We start from the raw sequence: 18,863 nt of genomic DNA on the forward strand, positions 1-18,863 counted from the left end.
CAGGAGCCGATGCGGACGCTCGTCTTCGGTGGCGCCGGCATCGTCGGCAGCGCCCTGGTGCGCGAAGGGCGCAGCCGGGGCTGGCCCGTGCTCGGTCTGTCGCGGGGCCAGGGGGAGATCACCGACCGTGACCGGGTCGGAGACGTCTGCGCCGCCTTCCGGCCCGATCTGATCGTGAACTGCGCCGCCTTCACCAAGGTCGACCTGTGCGAGAGCGAGCCCGCGCAGGCCTTCGCGGTCAACGGCGCCGCGGTCGGCAATCTGGCGCGCGCGGCAGAGGCCACCGGGGCACGCCTCGTCCATCTCTCCACCGACTACGTCTTCGATGGCCGTGCGACTTCACCCTACGACGAAGCGCATCCCACCGCGCCGCAGTCGGTCTACGGCGCGAGCAAGCTCGCCGGAGAGATCGAGGCGCTCGCCTTCGGCCGGGCGCTGGTCGTGCGGACCAGCTGGATCTTCGGCTCGGGGGGGCCGAACTTCGTCGACACGATCGCCGGCCGGATCCGCGACGGACAGAAGAGCTTCCGGGTCGTGGACGATCAGGTGGGCGCTCCGACCTGGGCCCCCTTTCTGGCCAGAGCCGTGTCGGATCTGGGAGAATGGGGTACCACGGGGCTGGTGCACTACCAGAATCGCCCGACGGTGTCCTGGTACGAGCTGGCGCGGGAGATCGCCCGACGGCTGGAGCCTTCGGTCGAAGTCGTGCCGATCCCGACCGCGGAGGCACCCCGTCCGGCGCAGCGCCCCGCCTACTCGGTGCTGGCGGTCGATCGATTCGAGAAACTCGCGGGGCGAAGCGTCGAGTCCTGGCTGGACGGACTCACGAGCCACCTCGGACGAAGACAAAGGAGCAGTTGAATGCAACGCGTACTGATCACTGGCATCACCGGCTTCGCGGGCTCGCACCTTGCCGAGCACTTTCTGGCTGACCATCCCGGCGTCGAAGTCTTCGGCACCTACCGCTGGCGCAGCCGGCGCGAGAACATCGAAGCGATCGAGGGCCGGATCCGTCTGCTGGAGTGCGACCTCTCTGACATGACCGCCGTTCGCAACGCGCTCGAGACGAGCCGTCCCGACGCGATCTACCATCTGGCGGCGCAGAGCTTCGTGCCATCCTCGTGGGTTTCGCCGCTGCAGACGCTGACCGACAACGTCTCGGGCCAGACCAATATCTTCGAGGCGGTGCGGTCGCTCGGTCTCGACCCGGCGATCCAGATCGCCTGCTCCTCGGAGGAGTACGGGCTGGTGCTGCCGAACGAGGTGCCGATCAAGGAGACCAACCCCCTGCGGCCGCTCTCGCCCTATGCGGTCTCCAAGGTCACCCAGGACTTCCTCGCCTACCAGTACTTCATGAGCTATGGCATCCGGGCGGTCCGAACGCGCGGCTTCAACCATACCGGCCCGCGCCGCGGCGAGGTCTTCGTCACCTCGAACTTCGCCAAGCAGGTGGCGACGATCGAGGCCGGCAAGGCCCTGCCGGTGATCAAGGTTGGCAACCTCGATGCAGTGCGCGACTTCACCGACGTCCGCGACATGGTGCGCGGCTACGTTCTTGCGACACAGAAGGGCAAGCCGGGCGAGGTCTACAATCTGGCTTCCGGCAAGGCGATCACCATTCGCGCCATGCTCGACAAGCTCGTCGCCCTGGCGAAAGTCGAGGTGAAGGTCGAGACCGACCCGGCGCGGCTGCGGCCCTCGGATGTCGAAGTGCTGATCGGGGACTATTCCAAGTTCCACGCCGACACCGGCTGGGAACCGAAGATTCCCTTCGACCAGACCCTCGAGGACCTGCTCAACTACTGGCGCCAGCGCATCGCAAGGAAGTAGAGCGCGGTTGCCTCCCCTCTCGCTCCCCGAGCCCGGTTTCGAGCCGCTGCGAATCCTCGTCACCGGCGCGACCGGTTTCGTGGGTCGCAGGGTGGTGGCGCGGCTTGCCGCCGCGGGGCACGCGGTGGGAGCGGTCGCGATCGATCAGCACGAGCTGCCGGTCGCGGCCGTCCGCTTTTCGGTCGACATCCGCGACCTCACGGCGCTCTCCGGGGTGGTCGACCGCTTCGCCCCCGAGCGCATCGTGCACCTCGCGGCGCTCTCGCATGTCGGAGAGTCGTGGCGGCGGATTCCCGACTACTTCGCGATCAATGTCCTCGGCGTCGAGCACGTCGTCACCTCGGCCCGCGGTTGTCCCCTCATCTTCATGTCGAGCGCCGAGGTCTACGGCCTCGTTCCGGACACGGCGCAACCGATCCCCGAGAGCCGCCAGGTCGCGCCGCGTACGCCCTACGCGCTGACCAAGGCGGCCGCCGAGCGCCTGGCGCTCGCCGCGGGCGCCACCGTCGTGCGCTCGTTCAATCTCATCGGTGCCGGCCAGGCTCCGAGCTTCGCCCTGCCCTCCTTCGCGGCGCAGTTGGCCGCGATCGAGAGCGGCGCCCCCGCGGTCCTCTCGGTCGGCAACCTCTCGGCCCGGCGCGACTTCGTGCACATCGACGATGCCGTGACGGCGCTCGCAGGGCTCGCCGAACGACCGCGGCCCGGGGAGATCTACAACCTCGCGAGCGGCGAGGACCACTCGATCGCCCAGCTCCTTGCGCGCCTCGTCGCCCTCTCGGGGCTCGCGGTGCGCCTCGAGGAGGATCCGGAGAAGCTGCGGCCGGTGGACGTGCCCCGTCTCTGCGGCGACGCCGCGCGTCTGCGGGCCCTCGGCTGGGCGCCGGAGCGCGGCGTCGAAGCGGCGCTCGGCGACCTCCTCGCCGAAGCGCGCGATCACCGGAAGGCGCGGAAGGCGGCGGCGGCGAGCGCGGCCGGGGGGCCGCCCGCTTGAGGATTCTGATCACCGGCGCGACCGGCTTTCTCGGGCGCCGCGTCGTCGCCGCCCTCGCGCCGCGCCACGAGCTGCGCCTCCTGGTGCGGGGGACCGCCTCGCGCGAGCGCTTCCCGGAAGGGGTCGGGTTCGTCGCCGGCGACGTCACCGATCCCTCGAGCCTCGCCGCCGGCGCCGCCGGCTGCGACGCGGTCCTCCACGCCGCGGCCCTGGTCAAGATCGACGCTCCCGCCGCCGAGTTCGATCGCGTCAACGTCGCCGGACTCCGCAACGTCCTCGCGGCGGCAGACGCTTGCGGCGTCTCGAGGATCCTCTATGTTTCGAGCTTCATCGCCCTGGGGCCCACCGAGGGCGCTCCCGGCGGAGTGAAGGACGAGCACGCCGAGCCCGCCCGTCTCGCCGCCGACGGCACGGTCGAACGGCACAACTGGATCAACGACTACCAGCGCACCAAGACGATCTCCGACCTCCATGCCCGCCAGGCGATCGCCGCCGGAGTGCCGCTCACGGTCCTCTACCCGGGAGTGATCTACGGCCCCGGTGAGCTCACCGAGGGCAACATCCTGGTGCGCCACCTGCTCGACCTGGCGCACGGCCGCCTGCCGGCGCTCGTCGGCAAAGCGGAGCGCCGCTGGAACTACGTCTTCGTGGACGACGTCGCCGACGGGATCGTCGCGGCGCTCGAGCGCGGAGCGCCGGGCCGGCGCTATCTGCTCGGGGGAGAGAACGTCACCCAGGAGGAGCTCTACCGGCTGGTCGGCGAGATCGGCGGGATCCGGGTGCCGCGACTGCGCATGCCGGACTTCCTCGCCAGCGCGAGCGGGGCGGCGATGAAGGGCTGGGCGCGCCTCACCGGCGGTGTTCCGAGGCTGACGCCCGACCTGGTCGAGATCTACCGCCACGACTGGGCGTACGACTCGTCGACCGCCGCCAGCGAGCTCGACTACCGGCCGCGGAGCTTGCGCTCCGGCCTCGAAACGACGATCGGCTGGCTGCGGGAGATCGGCTCTTGGCCGGCCTGACGGCGGGCGAGCTCGGCCGCAAGGCCGTGCACATGGCGGTCGGCGGTTTCGCATTCGCCGTGCGCCCGCTCGGCGCGCCGCTCGCGGCTCTGGCGGCGCTCGCAGCCATTCTCTTCAACGCCTTCCTGCTGCCCCGGATCGGGGGCCGCAATCTCTGGCGCGAGGGCGAGACGCAGAGCGGATTCGCGCTCGGCATCGTGCTCTATCCGATCGCCGTCCTGCTGCTGATCGTGACCTTTGCGAGGCAGCTCGAAGTGGCGGCGGCGACCTGGGGGATCCTCGCCTTCGGCGACGGCATGGCCTCGATCGTGGGCATGGCGGTTGGCCGCCGCAAACTCCCCTGGAACCCGGCCAAGAGCTGGGCGGGGTCGATGGCGTTCGTCCTCTTCGGCGGGCTCGCGGCGGCGATCCTCCTCCTGTGGAGCGCGCCGGGTCTCTACGGCGCCGGTTTCGCGATCACGATCGCCTTCGCCGCGGCGCTCTTCGCGGCGGCGCTCGAGTCCCAGCCCCTCGGCCTGGACGACAATCTCGGGGTGCCCCTGGTCACCGGGGTCGTGCTCTTCTGTCTCACGCTCACCCAGGGACAGTGGGGCGTGGTGGACACGCCCGACTTTCGCCGGCGGTTCCTCATCGGCCTGGCAGTGAACGTCGTTCTCGCGGTCGCCGCCTACGCGACCCGCGGAGTGGGGCGCTCCGGAGCGGCGGTTGGAACCCTTCTCGGCACGGCGATCTGGGCTTTCGCCGGAGCGCCGGCGTTCGCGCTGCTCTTCGCCTTCTTCGTGCTCGGTACGGCCGCTACGAAGCTCGGGTATGCGCGCAAGGCGGCCGCCGGGATCGCGCAGGAGAAGGGCGGCCGGCGCGGGCCCGGCAACGCCCTGTCGAAAACGTCCATTCCCGCTCTCGCAGCGGTCTTCGCCGCCACGACCAGCTATCCGGAGCTGTTCGCGCTGGCGCTCGCCGGAGCGTTCGCCACCGCGGCCTTCGACACCGTCTCCTCCGAGGTCGGCAAGGCCTACGGCCGCCGCACCTACCTCATCACCACGCTGCGCTCGGTTCCGAGAGGTACCGACGGCGCGGTCTCGTTCGAAGGCACGCTCTCGGGGCTGGCGGCCGCCGTTCTCCTGGGCGGTCTGGGTGCCGCGCTGGGGCTCTACCCGGCCGCCGGAATCGTCGCCGTCGTCGTCGCGGCGTTCGTCGCGACGACGCTGGAGAGCGTCGTCGGCGCGACGCTGGAGAAGCGCGGCCTGCTCGACAACGAAGCGGTCAACTTCCTCAACAGTCTCGCCGGCGCGCTGCTCGCCGCCGGTGGCGGTTTCCTTCTGCTCTGACGGTCCCGGTCCGGCGCGAGACCTGCTGCGCGAGCTCCGCGAACGAAACTCCCGATGCCGCTGGCCGTAGACGAAGCAGGCCAGGGAGAGAGATGACCGTGAATGGGCGCGCAGTGCAAATGAAGCGGCTCGCTCTCTGGGGGCCGGCGCTCGCGGTGCTCGCCCTGCACGCGCTCTTCGCCACCACCTACGGCATCTTCCGCGACGAGCTCTACTACCTGGCCTGCGCGGCGCGACTCGACTGGGGCTACGTCGATCATCCTCCGCTCGTCGCCGCGCTCACCGCGCTGTGGACGAGTCTCTTCGGCCCTGGCCTGGCGTCGATCCGCCTCCTCGCGGCGCTCGCCGGCGCGGGCACGGTGGCGGTGGCGGGCGCGATCGCAAGGCGCCTGGGGGGTGGCAACTTCGCGGTCGCGCTCACCGGGCTGGCAGTCGGGCTCTCGCCGATCGTGCTGGGGCTCACCTCGGTGCTGTCGATGAACGCCTTCGATCTCCTCTTCTGGGCGCTCGCCTGCCGGCTCGCCGTCGGGCTCCTCGATGGCGACGACGAGCGCCTCTGGCTCGCCTTCGGTGCGGTCGCGGGAGTCGGACTGCAGAACAAGATCAGCATGCTCCTCCTGGGCTTCGGGCTGGTCGCTGGAACGCTCGCGGCGCGCCGCTTCGCGGTGTTGCGCAGCCGCTACTTCTGGCTCGGCGGAGCGCTCGCCGGGCTGCTCTTCCTGCCGCATCTGCTCTGGCAGCGGGCGCAAGGCTGGCCGACGCTCGAGTTCATGGCGAACGCCCGGGGGACGAAGAACCTGGCTCTTGCGCCGCTCGACTTTCTGGCGAAGCAGTTCCTGCAAACCGGGCCCGTCCACGCCGTCGTCTGGATCGCGGGCCTCGGAGCGCTCCTGATGACGGTGCGTTTTCGACCCTGGCGCGCCGTCGGCTATGCCTATTTCGCCATCCTCGCCGTCATGCTCTCTACCGCCGCGAAGCCCTACTACCTCGCGCCGATCTACCCGGTTCTCTGGGCCGCCGGCGCGGTGGCTTTCGAAGCCTGGACGGATTCCTGGCGCGGCCGCGCGGCGGTTGTGGGCATCGCGCGCTGGGGCTTGCCGGGGCTCGTCGTGCTCTCGGGTCTCGCTCTGGCCCCGCTCGCGCGACCGATCCTGCCAGTCGACGAGTACGTGCGCTACGCCCGTGCTTTCGGCATCGATCCGGGAACCGACGAGCGCAAGGCGGTCGCCCGCCTGCCGCAGTTCTACGCCGACATGCAGGAGTGGCGTGGCCTCGCCGAGGCGGTGGGAGAGGCGACCGCGCGGCTCACCGCCGCCGAGCGCCGTCACGCCTGCGTCTTCGGACAGAACTACGGCGAGGCGGGCGCGGTCGAGTACTTCGGCCGCGAGCTCGCCCTGCCGCCGGCGATTTCGGCGCACAACAACTGGTTTCTCTGGGGAACAGGCGCCTGCACGATGGAAGTCCTGCTGGTCATCGGTGACGATGCCGAGCGCCTGGAAGAGCTCTTCTTCGAGGTCGAGCTCGGGGCCACGTTCGATTGCCGGGATTGCATGCCGTACGAAGATCTACTCCCGGTCTGGATCGTCCGTCGGCCGCGTGCCGATCTGCGCGCGCTCTGGCCCCGGATCAAGCACTTCGACTGAGGCGGCCGGAAGCGAGGACCCGGCCGCCGCGGTGCTATGGTGGAACCTCGAGGCCGCCTCTGCCGGTGCGGCCGCAAAGAGCGCATGGTAGCCACCCCGTCGACCCGGTCGTCCCGCCTCCGCCGGGCATTGCTGGCCGCCCTCGCCGCGGTCTGGCTTCTCGGCGGAACGGTCTTCATCTTCCAACTCGAGCTGCGCGAGTCCGCCTCGGAGGAGGGCGACGCGGGATTCGCGCTCCGGCTCGGAGCGCTGCTCCTGCAGCTGCTGATCGCCGTTTCGGCGACCGCAATGCTCGTCTGGACCCGCGCTCGGCGCAACGCCGAGCGCGCCGAGAATCAGCGCGCCGAGGAGTTCCGCCAACTCTTCCACGACGCCAGCGAGGCGATGTTCGTCGTCGACAACGAGTTCGTCATGGTGGAGGTCAACGCCGCGGCGTGCCGCCTGATCGGCGTCACGCGGGCGGAGGTCCTCGGTCGGCCCCTCACGCAACTGGTCGAGGCGGAGGAGCTTGCCACCCGGCCGATGCACATTGCGGAGCTGCAGGCCGGCGAGAAGGTCGTGAGCGAGCGTACTCTCCTCCGCAAGGACGGCACCAGGATCATCGCCGAGGTCGCCATCCAGCAGCTGCCCGATGGCCGCTTCCTCGGGCTGGCACGCGACGTCTCGCAGCGGCGAACGCTCGAACAGCGTCTGCGCCTGCTGTCGCGCGCGGTCGATGAGAGTCCCTCGGCGATGGTGATCACCGACCCTGCGGGCCGGATCGAGTATGTCAATCCGAGCTTCAGCAGGATCACCGGCTGGTCGCTGGCGGAGGCCGTCGGCAATACCCCGGCGATCCTCAAGTCAGGACAGACTTCCCCAGCCACCTATCGCGAGCTCTGGGAGGCGATCCGGGCGGGCAGGGAATGGCAGGGCGAGCTCATCAACCGGCGCAGGAACGGCGAGTACTTTCCCTGGCTGCTGAGCGTTCATCCGATCCTCGGCGAAGATGGCGGCGTCGAGTACTTTCTCGGCGTCGGCGAGGATGTCACCCAGAGCCGGGCGGCCGAGCGGGCCCTCGCGGAGACCCGCACCGAGCTCTACCAGGCGCAGAGAATGGAGGCCCTTGGACGGCTCGCGGGCGGAGTTGCGCACGACTTCAACAACCTTCTCGGGATCATCCTCGGCTACTCGGACCTTCTCGGGTCGACTCTGGACGAGGGTTCGGAGGGGCGCGAGCAGCTCGCCGAGATCCGCAAGGCCACGGTGCGAGCTGCCGATCTCACACGCCAGCTGCTGGCCTTCAGCCGTCGTCAGGTGCTGGCGGTCCGCGTGGTCGACGTCGCGGCGCTACTCGAGGACTCGCGCAAGATGCTCGAGCGTCTCCTGCCGGAGAGCATCGAGCTCCGGCTCGACGTCGCTCCTGGGGTCTGGTCGGTGCGCGCCGATTCGACTCAGCTCGTCCAGGTGCTGATCAACCTCGCCGTGAACGCGCGCGACGCCATGCCGCTCGGCGGTCGGCTGGCCATCGCGGCCGGAAACGCCGACCTCGCGGAAGAGGAGGCGGCCGGGAAGGGGCTGTCGGCGGGCGGCTATGTCTGCCTGACGGTCCGCGACAGCGGGCAGGGCATGACTCCCGACGTCGTCGAGCAGGCCTTCGAGCCGTTCTTCACGACGAAGGCTGCGACGGGCGGCACCGGGCTCGGGCTCGCCACGGTCTACGGCATCGTGCAGCAGCTCAAGGGCTGCGTGGAGATCGAATCCTCGCCGGCGCACGGAACGACCCTGACCCTCTATCTGCCGCGATCCGAACGCGACTCGAGCGGCGCGGCTGCCGCGCATTCGGCCGCGGCCGACCGCAAGGTCCAGGGGACCATCCTGGTGGTGGAAGATCTCGCGCCGCTGCGCCGGCTGGTCGAGGTGATGCTGACGCGGATCGGCTACCGGGTTTTCACGGCGGCGTCGGCGCGCGAGGCTCTCGCGCTCTCCGGCGAAGGCGGATTGGAGTTCGATCTCCTGCTCTCCGACATCGTCATGCCGGGCATGGACGGACGGGACCTGGCGCGCCTCATGCGCTCGGCGCGGCCGAAGCTCCGAGTTGTTCTGATGACCGGCTACGCCGACCTGCTGGCGGACTCGTCGGATCTGCAGGAGCTCGGTGCCGACGCCATTGTGCAGAAGCCGTTCGCGCGCGCCCAGATCGAGCGCGTGCTCGCCGACGTGCTCGCCATGCCGGAGGAAGACGGGAAGGTGAGCTAAGCTTCGCAATCATATGAAGAAGCTCGATCTCTACGCCCAGCTCTCGCGACCGTTCACGCTCCTGCCGCCGCTCCTCGGGATCATCTCGGGGGCGATCTGCGCCTGGGGCTCGATCCACAATCCCGATCCCGACCGCGCCCTGACGCTCTCGGTGATCCTCACCGTAGCGCTGGGCTCGCTCTGCGCGAGCTTCATGAACGCGGCCTCGAACGCGATCAACCAGATCACCGACCTCGAGATCGACCGGGTCAACAAGCCCGGCCGGCCTCTCGTGACCGGGGCGCTCTCTCTGCGCGAGGGCTGGATGTTCACCTGGGTCTTCTACGCCCTGGCGCTGGTGCCCACCTGGGCCGTCGTGGTCTTCCCCCACACCACTCTGGCGGCGAAGATCGGGGCGCCGCTCCCCTGGCACGAGACCTTCTACATCTATCTCGCCGGGATGATCTTCACCCTGGTCTACTCGGTTCCCTCCTGGGGCCGCACCAAGGCGCGGGGGATGTGGGCGAACTGGACGATCGCGATTCCACGCGGCTGCCTTCTCAAGGTCGCCGGCTGGGCGATGGTCGCCCGCATCGGACACTGGGAGCCGTGGGCGCTGGGTTCGATCTTCATGCTCTTCCTGGTCGGCGCCGCTTCGACCAAGGACTTCGCCGACATCAAGGGCGACGCGGCCGGCGGCTGCAAGACGCTGCCGATCCTGCACGGCCCGAAGAAGGCCGCCTGGATCATCGCGCCGTTTTTCATCTTCCCCTGGCTGCTGGTGCCGCTCTTCGCCCATCTGCCCGATCCGCAGAATCCCTCCCATCCGATCCTGACCGGAAACCAGTGGGCGCTCACGGGTCTGGGTGCTCTCCTGACGGTCTGGGGTTGCTACACGGTTTACTTGATTCTGCGCGATCCGGACGACCTGACGCGCACCGAGAACCACCCCAGCTGGAAGCAGATGTACCTCATGATGATGGCCGCCCAGATCGGCTTCGCCGTCGCCTATCTGCTGCCACACTGAGCTCGGCGCGTATCGCGCACCGGGGGCGGCAGCGCGATTGTGCTACGGTGTGCTCCATGAGCGACACAGAAAACCCCCGCACGCCTCAGGTCGGGGTTCGCGAGCTGCGCCAGAACCTCTCTGTTTACCTCGACCGGGTGAAGGAGGGGGAGCGCCTGGAGGTCACCGAGCACGGCCGCCCTGTCGCGCTCCTGGTGCCGCTGCCCGACGACGACGATCAGCTCGAGCGCATGATCGCGGAGGGCCGGGTGATTCCGGCGACGCGCGACCTGCAGGAGGTCCTTCGCCAGTATCCGCCCCGCCCCGCGATTCCCGGCGAGAGACCCTTGAGCGAAGTCCTGCGGGAGATGCGGGACGAAGAGAGCCTCTGACCGCGGATGCTCGTCTACTGCGATGCTTCCGCGCTGGTCAAGCTGTTCGTGAAGGAGGAGGTTTCCCAGGCACTGCGGTCTTTCCTCGGCCGAGAGTGCGTGCTGAGCTCTTCCGAGCTGGTCAGGGTGGAGGTGCTGCGCACCTTGCGGCGGCGTGGGGACCGCCGCGACGAAGAACGTGCCGCCGCCTACCTCGACTCACTGGCCCTGATCCGTCTCGACGCAGCCACACTCGATCGCGCGACCCGCCTCGGACCCGCGACTTTGCGGACGCTCGACGCGATTCATCTGGCGACGGCATTGGCTCTCTCTCCTCTGCCCCGGGCCTTTCTCTGCTACGACCGGCGCCTTGGCGCGGCGGCGCGCATCCACGGTCTGGAGGTCGTCGCTCCCGGCTTCGACGAGGTCCACGAACCGTGAGCGACGCTGTCGCTCTTGCTCGCGAGCTCGGGCACGAGCGCGTGCTGATCGTCCAGGAGCCCGCGGCCGGCCTGCAGGCGGTAATTGCCCTCCATGACACAACTCTGGGCCACGCCATCGGCGGCACGCGCATGCGGAGCTATCCTGCGTTCGAGGATGCCATGGAGGACGCCCTGCGGCTGTCGCACGCCATGACCGCAAAAGCGGCCTTCGCCGGCATGCCATGCGGCGGCGGCAAGGCGGTGATCGATGGCGACCCCCTGCGCGAGAAGACGCCGGAGCTGCTCCTCGCCTTCGGCAGGGCGGTGGACGAACTGGGCGGTCGTTTCTTCACCGGCGGCGACATGGGAATCGACGCCGCGGATCTCGCCATCATGGGCCGGGCTACGAGCCATATCGGTCATACGCCGGCGACTGCCGGGGTCGATGCCTCGGACCTGACAGCGATCGGTGTCCTCGCCGCGATGGAGGTCGTCGCGGGGCGCCTCGGCAAGCCGCTCGCCTCATGTACCGTCGCGCTTCAGGGCCTGGGGGAGGTCGGGGGGCGACTGGCCGAGAAACTTGCTGGGAAAGGGGTCAGCCTGATCGTCACGGACACCGTCCGCGGCCGTTCGGACGCTGTCGTGCGCGCGACCGGCGCGCGGGCCGTGGCGCCGGACGAGATCTTCGACGTCGAGTGTGACCTCTTCTCTCCCTGCGCCGCCGGCGAAATCGTGACGGCCGGCGTTGCCGGGCAATTGCGCTGCCGCGCGATCGTCGGGGCCGCGAACAACCCGCTCGCTTCGCCAGAGGTCGGAGAAGACCTTCACCGTCGCGGCCTGCTCTACGCGCCGGACTTCGTCGTCAACGCTGGTGGACTGCTCTCCGTGCTGTTCGAGACCGGGGTCCTCGACGAGACCGGCATCGTGCGGCGGGTCGAGCGCATCGGCGCCGACCTCGCGGAGCTTCTCGGGCGGGCCGAGCGTGAGGGCTCGGCGCCCTTTCGAGTCGCCGAACGGATCGTCGCCGAGCGTCTCGCGGCGGCGCGGGCGGCCTCCCGGACAGCGACACCGGCTTGAGCGGCGCTCTCACCCGCGCCCTGCTGCGACCGCCGCCAGGAGAGGCCGCGGACGGACGGTGGTGGCGCTTCCAGGCCCCCGAGGCGAGCCTCGTCGCTACCGCCCCGGAGGAGATCCCGGAGCTGCTCGAGCACGTCGAGCGCGCCGGCGAGCGCGGTCTGTGGGCGGTCGGGTTTCTCGCCTACGAGGCGGCGCCGGCCTTCGATCCAGCGCTCGCGGTGACGGCGCCGGGAGCCGCGCCCCTCGCGGCCTTCGGTCTCTTTCCGCCGCCGGAGCGGATCGACGTCCCGGCCCGCGCCGAGGCGGCGCCGCAAGCGGGTCTTCACCCCCTGCTCGACGAAGCGGCACACGCAGCAGCGATCGCAGCGATCCGCGCTGCGATCGCCGCCGGGGAGACCTACCAGGTCAACTTCACCTTCCCCCTGCGCGGCCGCTTCGCTGGCGACGCCGAAGCGCTCTTCTGGCGTCTTGCTCCGGCCAGCGCGGCGCCGTATGCGGCCTTCCTCGATTGCGGCGCAACTGCCGTCGTCTCACTCTCACCGGAGCTCTTCTTCTCGCGGCAGGGCGATCGACTGGTCATGCGTCCGATGAAGGGCACGCGGCGCCGGGGTCGATTCACGATCGAGGACGACCGCCAGGCCGCGGAGCTCGCCGGTTCGGCGAAGGAGCGCGCCGAGAATCTGATGATTGTCGACATGGTGCGCAACGACCTCGGCCGGATCGCCGCGACCGGAAGCGTCGCCGTCGAGAGCCTCATGGCGCTCGAGCGCTACCCAACCGTCTGGCAGATGACCTCGACGGTCGCGGCGAACACCACGGCGGGCTTACCGGACATCTTCGCGGCGCTCTTCCCCTGTGCCTCGGTCACCGGCGCGCCCAAGGCACGGACGATGCGGTGGATCGCCCGGCTCGAGCGCCGGCCGCGCGGAATCTACTGCGGAGCGATCGGGTGGGTGGCGCCGCAGCGCCGAGCGAGCTTCTCGGTGGCCATCCGCACGGCGGTGGTCGACCGCACCGCGCAGATCCTCGAGTACGCCGTCGGCAGCGGCGTCGTCTGGGACTCGGAGGCGGCAGCGGAGTACCGGGAATGCCTCACCAAAGCCAGGGCGCTCGAGGACCCAGGACCGCCGTTCGCGCTCTTCGAGACCCTGCTCTGGCGCCCGCGCTGCGGCGTCAGTCTCCTCGAGAAACACCTCGAACGCCTGGCAGCATCGGCGAGCTACTTCGGCTTCGACCACGACGAGACGGCCTGGCGCTCTGCCGTCGAGGCCGGGCTCGCCGGTCTTGCCGGCCGGGAGTCGCAGCGCCAGCGCCTCCGCCTCGAGCTCGCCCCGGATGGAGATTTTTCCTTTACCAGCAGCCTTTTTCGTCCCGATCGGCACGAATGGCGCGTGACGCTCGCCAGCACTCCGGTCGCCTCCGGGAACGTGCGTCTCTTTCACAAGACGACCGATCGCCGGGTCTACGATGCCGCGCTCGCCGAGGCGCGCGCGGCGGGTGCGGAGGAGGCGATCCTGTGGAACGAGCGGGGGGAGCTGACAGAGGGGACGCGGACGAATCTGGTGCTCGAGCTCGGTGACGAACGCCTCACCCCGGCGCGGGAGTGCGGCCTCCTGGCCGGAGTCTTCCGTCGGTCGCTGCTCGAGCGCGGCAAGGTGCGGGAGGCCGTGCTGACGCGAAACGATCTCGCCCGCGCGTGCCGGATACTCCTGGTCAACTCCCTGCGCGGCTGGATCCCGGCCGAGCTGGTCAGGCGGTGAATGGAGAGGGCGGGGCCGGCGAGGCCGGCGGGGCGGTGCTCGCGGTCGCGCGCTCCTGGAGGCTCCGGAAGAGCTTCTGAATCGAGTTGAAGTCGGATTGCGGGAAGTTCGCCGGGTTGCCCCAGAACTCGGCCAGGCCCCGGTGTCCCCAGCTCTCGTAGACCGTCACCTTGATCATCAACTGCAGCTTGTCGCAGGCGCGCACGAAGCGGGCCTCGGCGGTCGCCCCGTCCTCGTACTCCTCGTAGAGGGCGGTCGCCTTTGGGTCGGCCGGGGCGAGGATGTCGGCCGCCGCCCGGCGCTCGGCGGCATGCTTCACGTCGGCCGGCAGGTAAGTGGTGGCGGTTCGGGGCAGGTCGCCGATCCGCAGCTCGGCGAGATCGTGCATCAAGGCCAGCTCCACGGCGTGCGCACGGTCGACTGCCGGCTCGTCGCCGGCGAGGAACCAGACCAGCAGCGCGAGGTGAAACGTGTGCTCGGAGACCGACTCGCAGTCGGAGATGCCGCGCAGGAAGTAGCCGCTGCGCGGCACGCGGTCCAGCGTCTGGAGCTCGAGCAGGAGATCGAGCAGGCTGGCGTTGGCGTGGCGCAAGCCGGGTTGCCTCAGGGTCTCCAGGGGAGGCCCGCGCCGAGCCAGCCGCGTGACATGTAGTCGGACATCGTGATCACGAACATCAGCATCACGAAGAAGAACCCGCTCGCCGCGACCAGCGGAATCAGCCGGGTGCCGTACTTGGCGTGCATGAAGAACATCACGACGAGGGTGGCCTTGACCACCGCGATCGACAGCATGACGACGTTGTTGGCCGGCCCGAGGTCGACGAACGCCACGGCGACGGTGATCGCTGTGAAGACCATGAGAGCCGCGAAGACCGAGAAGTAGGTCTTGAGCGGAACGATGTGGTGCTCGGACATGGCTCAGGCGCCTCCGTGATAGTGCCGGCCGATCAGATAGAGCAGCGGGAAGAGGAAGATCCAGACGATGTCGACGAAGTGCCAGTAGAGGCCGAAGTTCTCCACCGGGTTGTAGTACTCGGCCGAGAAATGCCCCTTCAGAGCCTTCCGCAACAGCCAGACGAGCAGCCCCAGACCGATGATCATGTGCAGGGCGTGCATGCCGGTCATCGCGAAGTAGAGCGAGAAGAAGAGCTCGGCGCGCGACCCGACCTCGCCGGCGAAATGGAAGTTCGGTCCGGGGACGAGGTGGTGCTCCCACTTCGCCGAGTACTCGAAGTACTTCACCACCAGGAAGACCGTGCCGAGGAACCCGGTGGCGATGAGCCAGTTGACCAGCGCCTTGATCCTTCCCTGTTGCGCCGAGCGGACGCCCAGCGCCATGGTGAGGGAGCTCGCGATCAGCACGATCGTGTTGAACCCGCCGAGCTCGATCGAGAGCTCGTGGCTGCCGGCGGCGAAGGCGGTCGGGTCCTTCCAGCGGTAGAGCAGGTAACACATGAACAGCCCGCCGAAGAACATGACCTCCTGCACCAGAAAGAGCCACATCCCGAGGGTGGAGGCTTCCTTCTGCTGCTCGAGGTCGTCGAAGTGGTGCGCCAGAAACGGGGAATGAACGTGGGACACGAGGGCGGCTCCTTGTTCGTCGCTCTCTATCAATGCGAACGCGCGGGAGGAACCGCACGCCCCGCGGCCTCTTCGGCCGCCTCGAAATAGTCGTAAGGCTCACGTGACACGCTGGGCGTCGAAGTGAAGTTCTCGGTCGGCGGAGGGGAGGTCGTCTCCCACTCGAGGCCGCGCGCCTGCCAGGGATTGTTGCCGGCGAGCGGACCGCTCGTGAGCGACCAGATGAAGTAGATCGTCGGCAGCACGAAGCCGATGGCGAGCACCGAGGCGCCCGCCGTCGAGAGGATGTTCAGGACCTGGAACTCCTCCGGATAGGCATGGTAGCGGCGCGGCATCCCCATGTAGCCGAGCAGGAACTGGGGGAAGAAGGTCAGGTTGAAGCCGACGAAGACCAGCAGGGCCGAGATCTTCGCCCAGAACTCGGGGTACATCCGGCCGGTGATTTTGGGCCACCAGAAGTGGAGGCCGCCCAGGTAACCCATGATCGTTCCGCCCACCATGACGTAGTGGAAGTGCGCCACCACGAAGTAGGTATCGTGGACGTGAACGTCGAAACCGAGCGTTCCGAGGAAGACGCCGGTGAGGCCGCCGATGGTGAACAGGCCGATGAAGCCCAGGGCGTAGAGCATCGGAGTCTCGAGCGAGACCGAGCCCTGATACAGGGTCATCGACCAGTTGAAGACCTTCACCGCGGAGGGGATCGCGACCAGCATGGTCAGCAGCGAGAAGATCGCGCCGGCATAGACCGACTGGCCGGAGACGTAGAGGTGGTGACCCCAGACGATGAAGCCGAGCACCGCGATGCCGATCGAGGCGAAGGCGACGAAGTGGTAGCCGAAGATCCGCTTGCGGGAGAAGCAGGCGATGAGCTCCGAGATCACCGCCATCGACGGCAGGATCATGATGTAGACGGCCGGGTGGGAGTAGAACCAGAAGAGGTGCTGGAAAAGAATCGGATCGCCGCCCTTGGCCGGATCGAAGATCCCCAGGTGGAAGAGGCGCTCGAAGACCAGCAGCAGCAGGGTGATCGCGACGACCGGTGTGCCCAGGACCATGATCAGGCTGGTCGCGTACTGCCCCCAGATGAAGAGCGGCAGACGGAACCAGGTCATGCCCGGGCAGCGCATCCGATGAACCGTGACCATGAAGTTGAGGCCGGTCAGGATCGACGAGAAGCCGTTGATGAAGACGCCGATGCCGACGATCAGCACGTTGGTCGTGGTGTAGGAGGTGCTGTAGGGCGGGTAGAAGGTCCAGCCGGTGTCGACGCCGCCGTTCAGGGTGCCGATGAGCATCAGCACGCCGCCGGTCATGTAGAGGTACCAGCTCGCGAGGTTGAGCCGCGGGAACGCCACGTCCTTGGCGCCGATCATCAGCGGAATGAGGAAGTTTCCGAGGATGCCGGGAATCGCCGGAATCAGGAAGAAGAAGACCATCGTGACGCCGTGGCCGGTGAACACCCGGTTGTAGGTGTCCGGGAGCATCAGATCGCCGAGCGGCGTCATGAGCTCGAGCCGGATGAGCATCGCGAAGATCCCGCCGAGCAGGAAGAAGCAGCTCACCGAGATGAGGTAGAGCATCGCGACCCGCTTGTGGTCGAGCGTCAGCAGCCAGGACTTCAGGCCGTGCCCGTTGGTGAGGAAGTTCGGCCGCTCGGCGGGAGCGGATGCAATTGCGTTCATCGGGTAGTCCCCTGGGAGGCCGGCGTCGTTCCTGCCGCCGCAGTGTCCGCGGCCGACAGGCTCTTGATGTAACTGATCAGCTGCTGCAGCGCCTCGTCACTCAACTGGCCCTGGAACGAGGGCATGATCGGCTCGTAGCCCTGCACCATTCTCGCGGCGGGCATCAGGATCGACTCGCGCAGGTAGGCGTCGTCGGCCAGAGCCGTGCCGCCATCGGCGAGCGCGACCCGGGTGCCGTAGAGGCCCTGGAGCGAAGGTCCGCGTCCGCCCGGTTCCGGCTTGTGGCAGGTGTTGCAGGCGTACTGGGCGAACAGTCGCTCGCCGTCGGCGGAAGACGCCTTCGGCGCCGGCGCGGTGGCGAGCCATGCCTGGTACTCCTCCTGCGTCTGGACGACAACGGTGCCGATCATCCCGGAGTGCTCGGTGCCGCAGAACTCGGTGCAGAACAGGTGGAACCGTCCGACCTTGGTCGGCGTGAACCAGACCGAGGATTGGCGGCCGGGCAGCACGTCGGCCTTGACCCTGAAGGCGGGCACGAAAAAGCTGTGGATGACGTCCTCGGAGGTCATCACCAGCCGGGTCGGCTGCCCGAGCGGCACATGCAATTCGTTGATCTCGCGCTGGCCGGTCGGATGCTGGATCTTCCACATCCACTGCTTGCCCGAGATCTGGTACTCGATCGCGTTCGCCGGTGGCCGGTAGAGGCGGAAGAACACCTTGACCCCCCAGGCGAAGGAGAAGAGCGCGATCAGCAGGGGAATGACCGTCCAGGTGATCTCGAGGAAGGCCGAGTTCTCGAAGTTGCTGCCGACCTGGTTGGTGCTCGTCCGGCGGTAGCGGATCGCGAAGAAGATGACCATCGCGGCGATGAGCACGGTGAAGAACGTGCCCATGCCGACGAGAAAGAGCGTCAGGTTGTCGACTTCGCTGGCAGCGGCCGAAGCCTGCTCCGGCACGAAGGGGAGCTTGAAGTTCATGACCGTGCGACTCCTCCGGCTGCGGCGCGTTCGAGACGACGCTCGCTGCGAGACATCCAGAACATCGAGAAGATGAGTGCCGCGAGGGTGACCGCTCCCGCCACCTTGACCGCAAGGAGGGAGACGGTGGTGTACTTCCCGAGCGCGGCGTCGTAGTTGAAACAGAGCAGCATGAGCTTCTCCGAAAGGCCGCCGATTCGGCCTTCGGCGGCCTCGAAGAGCGCGAGCTTCAGATCCTTCGGCGCGTATTCGACGCCGTAGAGGTAGCGCGCCAGGCGGCCGTCGGGGGTAGCGATCATGACTCCGCTGGCATGCGCGAACTGCCGGATCGTCGGGTCCCAGGCGTAGCGGAAGCCCGCCGCCGCGGTCAGGCGCGCGATCGCGTCGGCGTCGCCGGTCAGGAAGTGCCAGCCGGCGGCGCTTTCGGGCCTGCCGTAGCGTTCGACGGCAGAGCTCTTGCGCTCGGCCGCCGTCTCCGGGGTGTCTTCCGGGTCGAAGCTCACGAACACGACCTCGAACTCCGTGCCGGGCACGTAAGGCACGCCCTTCATCGCGGCGGCGGTACCGATGATGATCTGCGGACAGAGCACGGGGCAGCGGTAGTAGACGAAGGTCAGGAGCACCGGCCGGGTGCCGAAATAGTCGCCCAGCAGGACGGGCTTGCCGGTCTCGTCGCGGAAGGGCAGGTCGAGCGGCAGGGTCTCTCCGAGCCGTTGATCGAAACCGACCAGATCCTGGATCTTCTGGGCGTTGAGCGCCCCCGGCTGGGGCGTGCGTTCGGCGAGCCCCGGACCCGTGAACTGCCGGGTTTCGGCCGCCGCGCCAGCGGCGAGCGGCCCCATGGCGGCCGCCGCGACGGCGAACGCCGAGGCTGCGAGCGCCAACAGCGAGGACGCCCGGGGCCCCGGGCGGGGGTCCGGCTGCGGGTCAGGGCGGAGAGGTACTTTGCGGATCGG

General features: G+C 68.6%; 18 protein-coding genes. 12 read left to right on the top strand and 6 right to left on the bottom strand.

Annotated elements, in window-relative coordinates:
* The first annotated feature begins 9 nt into the window (after positions 1 to 9).
* From rfbD to pabB, 12 genes are all read left to right on the top strand, one after another.
* Positions 10 to 861: a dTDP-4-dehydrorhamnose reductase gene (gene rfbD, locus KBI44_01165; GenBank protein ID MBP9143067.1), complete on the top strand. Its 852-nt coding sequence runs from the start codon at positions 10 to 12 to the stop codon at positions 859 to 861.
* Positions 862 to 1,830, top strand: coding sequence for a GDP-mannose 4,6-dehydratase (locus KBI44_01170; GenBank protein MBP9143068.1), 969 nt, complete (start codon positions 862 to 864; stop codon positions 1,828 to 1,830).
* 7 nt (positions 1,831 to 1,837) lie between these two features.
* Positions 1,838 to 2,821: a GDP-mannose 4,6-dehydratase gene (locus KBI44_01175; GenBank protein MBP9143069.1), complete on the top strand. Its 984-nt coding sequence runs from the start codon at positions 1,838 to 1,840 to the stop codon at positions 2,819 to 2,821.
* Complete coding sequence (locus KBI44_01180; protein ID MBP9143070.1) at positions 2,818 to 3,843, top strand: NAD-dependent epimerase/dehydratase family protein; 1,026 nt, start codon at positions 2,818 to 2,820, stop codon at positions 3,841 to 3,843. Before KBI44_01175 ends, KBI44_01180 begins: the two co-directional genes overlap by 4 nt.
* Complete coding sequence (locus tag KBI44_01185) at positions 3,831 to 5,171, top strand: DUF92 domain-containing protein (protein ID MBP9143071.1); 1,341 nt, start codon at positions 3,831 to 3,833, stop codon at positions 5,169 to 5,171. The genes KBI44_01180 and KBI44_01185 overlap by 13 nt, the downstream gene beginning before the upstream one ends.
* A gap of 119 nt (positions 5,172 to 5,290) precedes the next feature.
* Entirely contained in the window at positions 5,291 to 6,814 is a 1,524-nt protein-coding gene (locus KBI44_01190) for a glycosyltransferase family 39 protein (GenBank protein MBP9143072.1), read from the top strand.
* Positions 6,815 to 6,898: 84 nt separating this feature from the next.
* Complete coding sequence (locus KBI44_01195) at positions 6,899 to 9,052, top strand: PAS domain S-box protein (GenBank protein MBP9143073.1); 2,154 nt, start codon at positions 6,899 to 6,901, stop codon at positions 9,050 to 9,052.
* Positions 9,053 to 9,065: 13 nt separating this feature from the next.
* The gene (locus tag KBI44_01200) at positions 9,066 to 10,058 is read left to right on the top strand and encodes a UbiA family prenyltransferase (GenBank protein MBP9143074.1); all 993 of its coding nucleotides are present in this window, start codon (positions 9,066 to 9,068) and stop codon (positions 10,056 to 10,058) included.
* A gap of 56 nt (positions 10,059 to 10,114) precedes the next feature.
* Complete coding sequence (locus KBI44_01205; GenBank protein ID MBP9143075.1) at positions 10,115 to 10,429, top strand: type II toxin-antitoxin system prevent-host-death family antitoxin; 315 nt, start codon at positions 10,115 to 10,117, stop codon at positions 10,427 to 10,429.
* 6 nt (positions 10,430 to 10,435) lie between these two features.
* Positions 10,436 to 10,849, top strand: a complete 414-nt coding sequence (locus KBI44_01210) for a type II toxin-antitoxin system VapC family toxin (GenBank protein ID MBP9143076.1) — start codon at positions 10,436 to 10,438, stop codon at positions 10,847 to 10,849.
* Positions 10,846 to 11,907: a Glu/Leu/Phe/Val dehydrogenase gene (locus KBI44_01215; protein ID MBP9143077.1), complete on the top strand. Its 1,062-nt coding sequence runs from the start codon at positions 10,846 to 10,848 to the stop codon at positions 11,905 to 11,907. Before KBI44_01210 ends, KBI44_01215 begins: the two co-directional genes overlap by 4 nt.
* The gene (pabB, locus tag KBI44_01220; GenBank protein MBP9143078.1) at positions 11,904 to 13,667 is read left to right on the top strand and encodes an aminodeoxychorismate synthase component I; all 1,764 of its coding nucleotides are present in this window, start codon (positions 11,904 to 11,906) and stop codon (positions 13,665 to 13,667) included. Before KBI44_01215 ends, pabB begins: the two co-directional genes overlap by 4 nt.
* On the opposite strand, the gene KBI44_01225 is transcribed toward pabB, so the two are convergent.
* The 6 genes from KBI44_01225 to KBI44_01250 all read right to left on the bottom strand — a co-directional run bounded on the left by KBI44_01225 (position 13,657) and on the right by KBI44_01250 (position 18,791).
* Positions 13,657 to 14,259 (bottom strand): HD domain-containing protein, encoded by a 603-nt coding sequence (locus KBI44_01225; GenBank protein MBP9143079.1) that lies wholly within the window; start codon positions 14,257 to 14,259, stop codon positions 13,657 to 13,659. The genes pabB and KBI44_01225 overlap by 11 nt on opposite strands.
* An 11-nt stretch (positions 14,260 to 14,270) precedes the next feature.
* A complete protein-coding gene (locus tag KBI44_01230; GenBank protein ID MBP9143080.1) occupies positions 14,271 to 14,582 on the bottom strand; it encodes a cytochrome C oxidase subunit IV family protein in 312 nt (103 codons plus the stop codon).
* A 3-nt stretch (positions 14,583 to 14,585) separates the two neighbouring features.
* Positions 14,586 to 15,170, bottom strand: a complete 585-nt coding sequence (locus KBI44_01235; GenBank protein ID MBP9143081.1) for a cytochrome c oxidase subunit 3 family protein — start codon at positions 15,168 to 15,170, stop codon at positions 14,586 to 14,588.
* Between the two features lie 107 nt (positions 15,171 to 15,277).
* Positions 15,278 to 16,930 (bottom strand): cytochrome c oxidase subunit I, encoded by a 1,653-nt coding sequence (gene ctaD, locus KBI44_01240; GenBank protein ID MBP9143082.1) that lies wholly within the window; start codon positions 16,928 to 16,930, stop codon positions 15,278 to 15,280.
* The gene (gene coxB / locus KBI44_01245) at positions 16,927 to 17,907 is read right to left on the bottom strand and encodes a cytochrome c oxidase subunit II (protein MBP9143083.1); all 981 of its coding nucleotides are present in this window, start codon (positions 17,905 to 17,907) and stop codon (positions 16,927 to 16,929) included. The genes ctaD and coxB overlap by 4 nt, the downstream gene beginning before the upstream one ends.
* A complete protein-coding gene (locus KBI44_01250) occupies positions 17,904 to 18,791 on the bottom strand; it encodes an SCO family protein (GenBank protein MBP9143084.1) in 888 nt (295 codons plus the stop codon). Before KBI44_01250 ends, coxB begins: the two co-directional genes overlap by 4 nt.
* Positions 18,792 to 18,863 lie beyond the last annotated feature (72 nt).

This window comes from Thermoanaerobaculia bacterium, assembly GCA_018057705.1.
Classification (GTDB): domain Bacteria; phylum Acidobacteriota; class Thermoanaerobaculia; order Multivoradales; family JAGPDF01; genus JAGPDF01.